The following is an 8,920-nucleotide window of genomic DNA, read 5'->3' as shown; positions in this document are numbered from 1 at the left end:
GCCGGGGCGGGTCAGGGCAAGCCGGACACCGGGAAGAGCAACGGGTTGGGTGTTGTGACAGGCGCGGTGACCGGCGAGGCGACCGGGACCGAGGCCGAGGCCGGAACCCCACCGGTAGCCAGCGAGGTCAGATCACCGGGCAGCGAGATCTGCTGCGGCAGCGGCACGCCGAGGAACGGCAACTGCGGCAAGTTGAGCTGTGCCTGGGGCAGCAACCCCGCAGGCCCCGTCGTCGGCGCAGCCGCCGGGACGGTCGGCGTCAACCCGGGGAGCCCGGCGACTGGCGACGCGGGCGCAGCCGGTGCCGGCAACGTCGAAGTCAACCCGGGGATCCCGAGTCCGGGTGTAGCCGTCGTCGCAGCCGGTGTCGCGCCGGGAAGGCCGGGAACGAGCGAGCTTGCGCCCGGGACGGCCGAGGTGGCCCCCGGAAGACCTGCGGTCGACGGTTGCGGGACTCTGATCGCAGCCAATGGTGGCGGCGCCGGCGGCTGTGCCCCGATGGCCGTCGCGAGGTTTTGCAGCACCTGGGGTGCGCCGGCGGCAGAAGTGAGCAGCTGCTCGCCGATGTTGGGTGCGGGTATCACTGGCGCGGCGGGGTCGGCATGGGCTGTGCCCATCAGCCCGCCCATGAGTAGCGCGGCCGACGAGCCCGCCACAACCGCGGTGGCGCGGAACAACGTCCAAAAGGTTGACATGACTCTCCTGAGGTTCTCGACGACGGGGTGCTCCCGCGCTGATAGTTCGCCCGTTCCTCAAGTGACTCAAGTGACACGTGTGGCGGTTATTCGATCGTTACGGATACGAGTGACGGCAGTGACCAGAAAGGCCGGTCCGGGCGACCCCGTTAGAGTCGTGCAGATAGACACCACCTCGGCCGCCCCGGCGGCAGCTTCCACCCGTCGGCGGGCGCTTTCGCGCAGCGCTGTCGGGCCGGTGCTGTTCGTTGTGAGCGTCGCCGCGCGGTTGGCCTGGACGTATCTCGCGCCCAACGGAGCCAATTTCGTCGACTTGCACGTCTACATCGGCGGCGCGGCCACCATCGATCACCCGGGGAGCCTGTACCACTACGTCTACGCGGATCAGACGCCGGATTTCCCGCTGCCGTTTACTTATCCGCCGTTCGCGGCGGTGATGTTCTACCCGCTGCACCTGCTGCCGTTCTGGCTGGTCGCCTTCTGCTGGCAGGTCGGCACGATCGCCGCGCTCTACGGCGTGGTCCGGATCAGCCAGCGTCTGCTCGAGGTTGCGGCCGGCGCGGGCCACCGTCTGGCGATGCTGTGGACCGCGATCGCCATCTGGCTCGAGCCGTTGCGCAGTACGTTCGACTACGGCCAGATCAATGTGCTGTTGGTGCTGGCCGGGTTGTACGCGGTTTACACCACCCGGTGGTGGTGGTCGGGTCTATTGGTCGGCGCGGCGGCCGGCGTGAAGCTGACCCCGGCGATCACCGGCCTGTATTTCGTCGGTGCCCGTCGATGGGCTGCGGCGGTGTTCTCGGCGGTCGTCTTCTTTGCGACCGTTGCGATCTCGGCGCTGGTCATCGGTAGCGAGACCCGCCAGTACTTCACCAAGCTGATTTTCGAAACCGACCGGATCGGGCCGATCTGCACGACGTTCAATCAGTCCTGGCGGGGCGGCATCTGCCGGATCTTCGGCCACGACGCCGGGTACAGCCCGCTGGTGCTGACCGGAATAGCGGTCACCGCGATACTGGCCGTGCTGGCCTGGCGGGCCCTGAGCGCCGGCGCCGACGCGCCGGACCGGCTCGGCACTCTGTTGGTGGTCGAGCTGTTCGGGCTACTGCTTTCGCCGATTTCCTGGACACACCACTGGGTGTGGCTGGTGCCGTTGATGATCTGGCTGCTGCACGGGCCACTATCGGAGCGTCTCGGCGCGCGCATCCTCGGCTGGATGTGGTTGGCGCTGACCATCATCGGTGTGCCGTGGCTGCTCAGCTTCGCCCAACCGACCATCTGGCAGAACGGCAGGGCGTGGTATCTGGCCTGGGGCGGAATGGTCTACATCGTGGCGACGTTGGCGACCCTGGCCTGGATTGCGGCGAGCGGACCGCGAGCGGCTACTCGCCGATAATCCCGTCGATGTCGTGTGCCATGTCGATGTCGTTTTGCGTGATACCGCCCGCCGAGTGCGTCACTAGCGCGAAAGTCACTGTCCGCCAACGGATATCGATGTCAGGGTGATGATCCTGGGCTTCGGCGTGCTCGGCCACTCGGCGCACAGCGTCGATGCCGGCGAGAAACGCCGGAAACTTCACCGACCGGCGCAGCGCACCCTCTTTGTGTTCCCACCCGTTGAGGTCAGGCAGTGCGGCGTCTACTTGCTCATCCGTTAACACAGCCATATTTTGACCGTATACCGTCAGCCGCGATGGTCAACCAGATCGTGGTCGCCGGGGCCGTCGTCGCCGAATCCAGGGTGCTGGTCGCACAGCGCCTTCGTCCGCCCGCCCTGGCGGGTCGCTGGGAATTGCCGGGCGGCAAGGTCGCGCCCGGCGAGACCGAGCGCGAGGCGCTGGCCCGCGAACTAGCCGAGGAGCTGGGCGTCGAAGTGGAGGTCGGCGAACGTCTGGGCGACGACGTTGCGCTCAATGCGACGACCACGCTGCGTGCTTACCGAGTCAGCTTGCTCGGCGGCGAACCTCATCCGCATGACCATGGCGCGTTACGCTGGGTCACGATGGCACAGCTGCACGAGATCGACTGGGTGCCCGCCGATCGGGGATGGCTGCCCGCGCTGGCTCGAATCCTCTAGACCCGGAGTGGTCAACGCCACCATCGCTCAGTTTCGTTATCGACGGCCTGAGCTGCGACAATCACCGGCGTGGATTTTCGCAATATCGCCATTGTCGCGCACGTCGACCATGGTAAGACGACCCTGGTCGACGCCATGCTGCGGCAGTCCGGCGCGCTTACCCACCGCGGCGACGATGCAATCGAACGCCTCATGGACTCCGGTGACCTGGAGAAGGAGAAGGGCATCACGATCCTGGCCAAGAACACCGCCGTGCACCGTCAGCACGCGGACGGCTCGATGACCGTCATCAATGTCATCGATACGCCGGGTCACGCCGATTTCGGCGGTGAGGTGGAGCGCGGCCTGTCGATGGTCGACGGCGTGCTGCTCCTTGTCGACGCCTCCGAGGGGCCGCTGCCCCAGACGCGCTTCGTGCTGCGCAAGGCGCTGGCCGCGCACCTTCCCGTCATCCTGGTGGTCAACAAGACCGACCGCCCAGACGCCCGCATCGCCGAGGTCGTCGAGGAGAGCCACGATCTGCTGCTGGACGTCGCTTCCGACCTCGACGAGGAGGCGCAGGCGGCGGCCGAGAAGGCGCTCGACCTGCCGACGCTCTACGCCTCAGGACGTGCAGGCATCGCCAGCACCACCGAACCGGCCAACGGCCAGAACCCCGACGGCGACAATCTGGATCCGCTGTTCGATGTTCTGCTCGAACATATTCCGCCACCGCAGGGCGATCCCGAGGCGCCGTTGCAGGCCCTGGTGACCAACCTCGACGCGTCGTCGTTCCTCGGTCGACTGGCCCTGATCCGGATTTATAAAGGCCGCATTCGCAAGGGTCAGCAGGTGGCCTGGATGCGCGAGGTGGACGGCCATCCGGTCATCACCAACGCCAAGATCACCGAACTGCTTGTGACCGAGGGCATCGAGAGAACTGCGGCGGAGGAGGCGGCCGCTGGAGACATCGTGGCGGTGGCCGGGATTCCCGAGATCATGATCGGCGACACGCTCGCCGACCCGGACCACGCCCATGCGCTGCCGCGCATCACCGTCGACGAGCCCGCAATCTCAGTGACCATCGGCACCAACACTTCTCCGCTCGCGGGCCAGGTGGCCGGGCACAAGCTCACCGCGCGGATGGTGAAGTCGCGGTTGGATTCCGAACTCGTCGGCAACGTGTCGATCAAAGTGGTTGACATCGACCGCCCCGACGCCTGGGAGGTCCAGGGCCGTGGCGAGCTGGCGCTCGCCGTGCTTGTCGAACAGATGCGGCGCGAGGGCTTCGAGCTGACGGTTGGCAAGCCGCAGGTGGTCACGCGGACAGTCGACGGCAAGCTGCATGAGCCGTTCGAAGCGATGACCATCGACTGCCCCGAGGAGTTCGTCGGCGCGATCACCCAGCTGATGGCCGCGCGCAAGGGACGCATGGAGCAGATGACCAATCACGCCGCCGGGTGGGTGCGAATGGACTTCATCGTGCCGAGCCGCGGCCTCATCGGCTTCCGCACGGACTTCCTGACGCTGACCCGCGGCACCGGCATCGCCAACGCCGTGTTCGACGGCTACCGGCCCTGGGCGGGTGAGATCCGTGCCCGGCATACGGGGTCGCTGGTTTCGGACCGCACCGGGTCAATCACCCCGTTCGCGATGATTCAGCTGGCCGATCGCGGCCAATTCTTCGTCGAACCGGGTGAGGACACCTACGAGGGCCAGGTGGTCGGCATCAACCCGCGCGCCGAGGATCTCGATGTCAACGTCACACGCGAGAAAAAGCTGACCAACATGCGCAGCTCGACGGCCGACGTCATGGAAACCCTGGCCCGGCCGCTGGAACTCGGCCTCGAACAGGCGATGGAGTTCTGCGCCGAGGACGAATGTGTCGAGGTGACTCCCGAAGTAGTCCGGGTGCGCAAGGTCGAGCTCGCCGCGACCCTGCGCGCGCGGGCGAAGGCGCGCGCGAAAGCTCGCGGGTAATACCGGCCATCAACCCGGGCAGTGATATCGCCCGCGCCCTCGAATTGGAGAGAGCACTAAATCCTCCACCCAGCGACTGAAGAGGCCACTGTGGCTCGTGAGGTTCGCCCGCAATGACGGTTCTGCGGCCGGGCCCCGATACCCTGTTGGGCGTGCCGAAACGAGTCTGCCGCGCATGGCTGACCATCGGCGTGCTGGTTTCGACGCTGACGCTGACGCTGGCCGGCTGCACGGTCAGCCCGCCACCGGCTCCGCAGAGCACCGAGACGACCCGGAGTACCGCACCGCCGCCGCAACGCAAGACCCAGATCATCGTGGGGATCGACTCGATCGGCGCGGGCTTCAATCCGCATCTGCTGTCCGATCTTTCCGCGGTCAACGCCGCCATCGGTGCGCTGGTACTGCCCAGCGCGTTTCGGCCCGTGTCCGACCCGGCCACGTCAACCGGATCCCGTTGGGAGATGGACCCGACGCTGCTGGTGTCGGCCGATGTGACCAGCGAGAACCCATTCACGGTGACATATAAGATCCGGCCGGAGGCGCAGTGGACCGACAACGCCCCGATCGCCGCCGACGACTTTTGGTATCTGTGGCGGCAGATGGTCGGCCAGCCCGGTGTGGTCGATCCGGCCGGCTACGACCTGATCACCGGCGTGCAGTCGATCGACGGCGGTAAGCAGGCGGTCGTCACCTTCGCCCGGCCATACCCGGCGTGGCGCGAGTTGTTCAGCAATATCCTGCCCGCGCACATCGTCAAGGATGTGCCGGGCGGTTTTCCGGCCGGATTGGCCAGCGCCCTGCCGGTCACCGGTGGGCAGTTCCGAGTGGAAAACATCGACCCGCAGCGCGACGAGATCCTGCTGGCCCGCAACGATCGCTATTGGGGGCCGCCGTCCAAGCCGGACCTGATCCTGTTCCGCCGGGCCGGCGCGCCGGCCGCGCTCGCCGATTCGGTCCGCAACGGCGATACTCAGGTCGCCCAAGTACATGGTGGCTCAGCGGCTTTCGCACAGTTATCGGCCATCCCGGATGTCCGGACCGCCCGGATCATGACGCCGCGAGTCATGCAGCTGACGTTGCGCGCCAACCAGCCCAAGCTGGCCGACGCCGCGGTGCGCAAGGCGATTCTGGGGATGGTCGACGTTGACTTGCTCGCCGCCGTCGGCGCGGGCAGCGACAACACCGTCACGCTGGACCAGGCGCAGATTCGCTCGCCCAGCGATCCCGGCTACGTGCCGACCGCGCCGCCGGCGCTGACCAGGGCCCAGGCGTTGGGGTTGCTGGAGGCGTCGGGTTACCAGATCGAGAACGACACGTCGGCGTCGGTCACTCCGCCGCCGGCGCCCTCGGCGCCGCCGCGACCAACGAACGGGCCGCCGGAGATCACCCGGGGGCGTATCAGCAAGGACGGCAAGCAGCTGTCTCTGGTCATCGGCGTCGCCGCCAACGACCCGACATCGGTTGCCGTGGCCAACACCGCCGCCGACCAGTTGCGCAATGTCGGGATTGCCGCGACGGTGTTGGCGCTCGACCCGGTGGCGCTGTACCGCGACGCGCTGGTCAACAACACTGTCGACGCTCTCGTCGGGTGGCGCGAAGCCGGCGGAAATTTGGCGACGGTGCTTGCCTCGCGCTACAGCTGCCCGGCGCTGGAGGCGACCGCCGTGTCGACGGCCAGTCCCACCTTGAAGCCCCCGCCTCCTGCCGATCCGTCGGTTACCGCCAGAGCGACGCCGGCGACCACCGCGGCGGCGCCCACCTCCACCGCGCCCAGCCAGACGCACGAACCCGGAGCACTGGTGCAGGCGCCGTCCAACCTCACCGGCATCTGCGATCACAGCATCCAGTCGAATATCGACGCCGCGCTGGCTGGCACCGCGAACATCAACGACGTGATCAACGCGGTGGAGCCGCAGCTGTGGAACATGTCAACCGTGCTACCGATTCTGCAGGACACCACGATCGTGGCCGCCGGGCCCAGCGTTCTCAATGTGAGCCTTTCGGGTTCGGTGCCCGTCGGGATCGTCGGCGACGCCGGACAGTGGGTCAAAACCGCGCAATAGGCCGAAAACTATTGGGCCACTGGCGCCGAAAGGGCGATCAGGGTGATCACCGTATCTACGATGATCGCCAGTTGGCGCTTGTTCGGTGGGGCTCCGGTGAGCAGCATTTGTTGGTTGATCAACGCCGGGCCGACGCGCGCGGTGTAGGGCGTGAGCGCCGCCGCATTGATCTCGCCGTTGGCCACGCCGGCCTGCAGAATCGCTTCGGTGATCGCCAGGCGGGGCGCCACGACGGCGTCGGCGAAGATGGCGCGCAGCTCCGGCTCGTGCAAGAGCTGGTTCATGATGGCCAGGCTGGGGAACGCGGTCTTGCCGGAAAGCACGTCGCAATGCGCGGTGAACACGGCCAGCAGATTCTCCCGAGCCGGTCGGTCGGTGCGGGGTTCGGGCAGTGGCGGCAGCGCGTAATGCAACGCCGACTGGACCAGGTCGTGCTTGCAAGTCCAGCGGCGATACAACGCGGCCTTGCCGGTGCGGGCGCGCGCGGCGATCCCTTCCATGGTCAGCCCGCCGTAGCCGACGGCTGCGAGTTCGGCCAGCGTCGCGTCGTAAAGCGCGTCCTCGAGTTCCTTGCCCCGGCGGCGGGTGCGAGCGGTCTGCTGTCGCATCCGTTGATAGTAGCCATTGGCGTTCACACCGGTATGGTGCCTGCATGCAGGAGACCCCGCGGCTGTTGTTCGTGCACGCCCATCCCGATGACGAGACGATCACCAACGGCGCCACCATCGCCCATTACATCGCCCGCGGGGCTGCGGTGCATGTCGTCACCTGCACTCTGGGCGAAGAGGGCGAGATCATCGGTGAACGTTGGGCACAACTGGCCGCCGATCACGCCGACCAACTCGGCGGCTACCGCATCGGCGAACTCACCGCGGCGCTACAAGCCCTGGGAGTGCCGGCGCCGATCTTCCTCGGCGGCCCGGGCCGCTGGCGCGATTCGGGCATGGCCGGCACCGAGCCGCGGGGCCGGCGCGAAAGGTTCAGCGACGCTGACGAACACGAAACTGTCGGTGCGCTGGTGGCGCTCATCCGCACATTGCGTCCGCACGTCGTGGTGACCTACGACCCCAACGGCGGATACGGACATCCCGACCACGTGCAGGCCCATGTCGTCACCACAGCGGCGGTAGCCGCGGCCGGCACCGACGACTACCCGGGCACGCCGTGGTCGGTGCCGAAGCTGTACTGGACGGTCATCGCCCGAAGCGCATTCATGGCGGGGTGGGAGGCGCTCGGCCCGGACGATTTGCGGTCGCACTGGGTAATTCCGCCGCCCGACGGCGAATACTCGGATTTACAGGAACTGGGCTACTCCGATGAAGATATCGACGCCGTCATCGACGACCCAGACGCTATGCCGGCCAAGCAGGCGGCGCTGGCCGCGCACGCCACTCAGCTGACCGTCGGTCCGACCCGCCGCGCGTTCGCGTTGTCGAATAACTTTGCGCTGCCCATCGTCGGGCAGGAGCACTACATTTTGGCGGCCGGTGTCGCGGGAGATCGCGATCGGCGCGGCTGGGAGACCGATCTACTCGCCGGACTCGATCTCACCGAGTCCGCCACGCGGTAGGCTTTCCGGTTATGGATCCGGATCTGGACTACAACCAGCAACACTGGCAGGACCGACTGGACAGCTTTCAGTGGGTGATCATGTCCATCGCTTCGCAGTTGGACAGCGTCCCGACCTGACCGCCACCAGGCCACGCACCGGGCAGGTTGACGACCTCGGCGCGACGGACCCAGCAATTCGATTCGTGATCCTGGCTTTACTCGCCGTCGACGGCATTCTCTCCGCGGTAGCCGGCGCCCTGCTGCTGCCGGCCTACATCGGCTCCATCCCATTTCCCATCAGCGCGTTGATCAGCGGCCTGGTCAACGCGGCGCTGGTTTGGGCCGCTGGGCGATGGACCACGTCAACCCGGCTGGCCGCGTTACCGCTGTGGACGTGGCTCGTCACGGTCCTCCTGATGTTGGCGGGCGGTCCGGGCGGCGACGTCATCTTCGGTGGACCCGGAGTGCAGGCCTACGGCCCGTTACTGCTGCTCGTGGGCGGTGTGGTGCCGCCGGCATGGGTACTGTGGCCGCGCCGAGCCGAACGCTGACCACTCGCGCGATGAGGCTACTGT

The 8,920-nt window shown here is 67.1% G+C and carries 9 protein-coding genes; 6 read left to right on the top strand and 3 right to left on the bottom strand.

Features of this window, described 5'->3' with window-relative positions:
• Positions 1–11: 11 nt before the first annotated feature.
• Positions 12–695 (bottom strand): hypothetical protein, encoded by a 684-nt coding sequence (locus tag WB785_RS19660; protein ID WP_424080974.1) that lies wholly within the window; start codon positions 693–695, stop codon positions 12–14.
• A 118-nt stretch (positions 696–813) separates the two neighbouring features.
• Here WB785_RS19660 and WB785_RS19655 point away from each other — a divergent pair, with 118 nt between their 5' ends.
• Positions 814–2,091 carry a mannosyltransferase gene (locus tag WB785_RS19655; protein ID WP_424080972.1) on the top strand — a complete coding sequence of 426 codons (1,278 nt, stop codon included), beginning with the start codon at positions 814–816 and terminating at the stop codon, positions 2,089–2,091.
• On the opposite strand, the gene WB785_RS19650 is transcribed toward WB785_RS19655, so the two are convergent.
• On the bottom strand, positions 2,078–2,362 hold the full coding sequence (locus tag WB785_RS19650) for a 4a-hydroxytetrahydrobiopterin dehydratase (protein WP_424080970.1): 285 nt from the start codon (positions 2,360–2,362) through the stop codon (positions 2,078–2,080). The two genes, WB785_RS19655 and WB785_RS19650, sit on opposite strands and share 14 nt — an antisense overlap.
• A 26-nt stretch (positions 2,363–2,388) precedes the next feature.
• Between WB785_RS19650 and WB785_RS19645 the strand changes: the two genes are divergently transcribed.
• The 3 genes from WB785_RS19645 to WB785_RS19635 all read left to right on the top strand — a co-directional run bounded on the left by WB785_RS19645 (position 2,389) and on the right by WB785_RS19635 (position 6,794).
• Positions 2,389–2,772, top strand: a complete 384-nt coding sequence (locus WB785_RS19645; protein ID WP_424080968.1) for a (deoxy)nucleoside triphosphate pyrophosphohydrolase — start codon at positions 2,389–2,391, stop codon at positions 2,770–2,772.
• 69 nt (positions 2,773–2,841) lie between these two features.
• The gene (gene typA, locus WB785_RS19640; RefSeq protein ID WP_424080966.1) at positions 2,842–4,731 is read left to right on the top strand and encodes a translational GTPase TypA; all 1,890 of its coding nucleotides are present in this window, start codon (positions 2,842–2,844) and stop codon (positions 4,729–4,731) included.
• A gap of 146 nt (positions 4,732–4,877) precedes the next feature.
• Positions 4,878–6,794: an ABC transporter family substrate-binding protein gene (locus WB785_RS19635; protein ID WP_424080976.1), complete on the top strand. Its 1,917-nt coding sequence runs from the start codon at positions 4,878–4,880 to the stop codon at positions 6,792–6,794.
• 8 nt (positions 6,795–6,802) lie between these two features.
• Here the strand turns inward: WB785_RS19635 and WB785_RS19630 are convergent, their stop codons facing one another.
• Positions 6,803–7,402: a TetR/AcrR family transcriptional regulator gene (locus WB785_RS19630; RefSeq protein ID WP_424080964.1), complete on the bottom strand. Its 600-nt coding sequence runs from the start codon at positions 7,400–7,402 to the stop codon at positions 6,803–6,805.
• A gap of 44 nt (positions 7,403–7,446) precedes the next feature.
• Here WB785_RS19630 and mshB point away from each other — a divergent pair, with 44 nt between their 5' ends.
• Positions 7,447–8,364: an N-acetyl-1-D-myo-inositol-2-amino-2-deoxy-alpha-D-glucopyranoside deacetylase gene (gene mshB / locus WB785_RS19625; protein WP_424080963.1), complete on the top strand. Its 918-nt coding sequence runs from the start codon at positions 7,447–7,449 to the stop codon at positions 8,362–8,364.
• Between the two features lie 70 nt (positions 8,365–8,434).
• Positions 8,435–8,896: a DUF6113 family protein gene (locus tag WB785_RS19620; RefSeq protein ID WP_424080962.1), complete on the top strand. Its 462-nt coding sequence runs from the start codon at positions 8,435–8,437 to the stop codon at positions 8,894–8,896.
• The last annotated feature ends 24 nt before the right edge of the window (positions 8,897–8,920 follow it).

It is taken from the genome of Mycobacterium sp. (assembly GCF_049585075.1).
In the GTDB taxonomy this organism is placed as follows: domain Bacteria; phylum Actinomycetota; class Actinomycetes; order Mycobacteriales; family Mycobacteriaceae; genus Mycobacterium.
The sequence above is the reverse complement of the archived record's forward strand: the minus strand, read 5'-3'. Positions and strand labels throughout refer to the sequence as shown.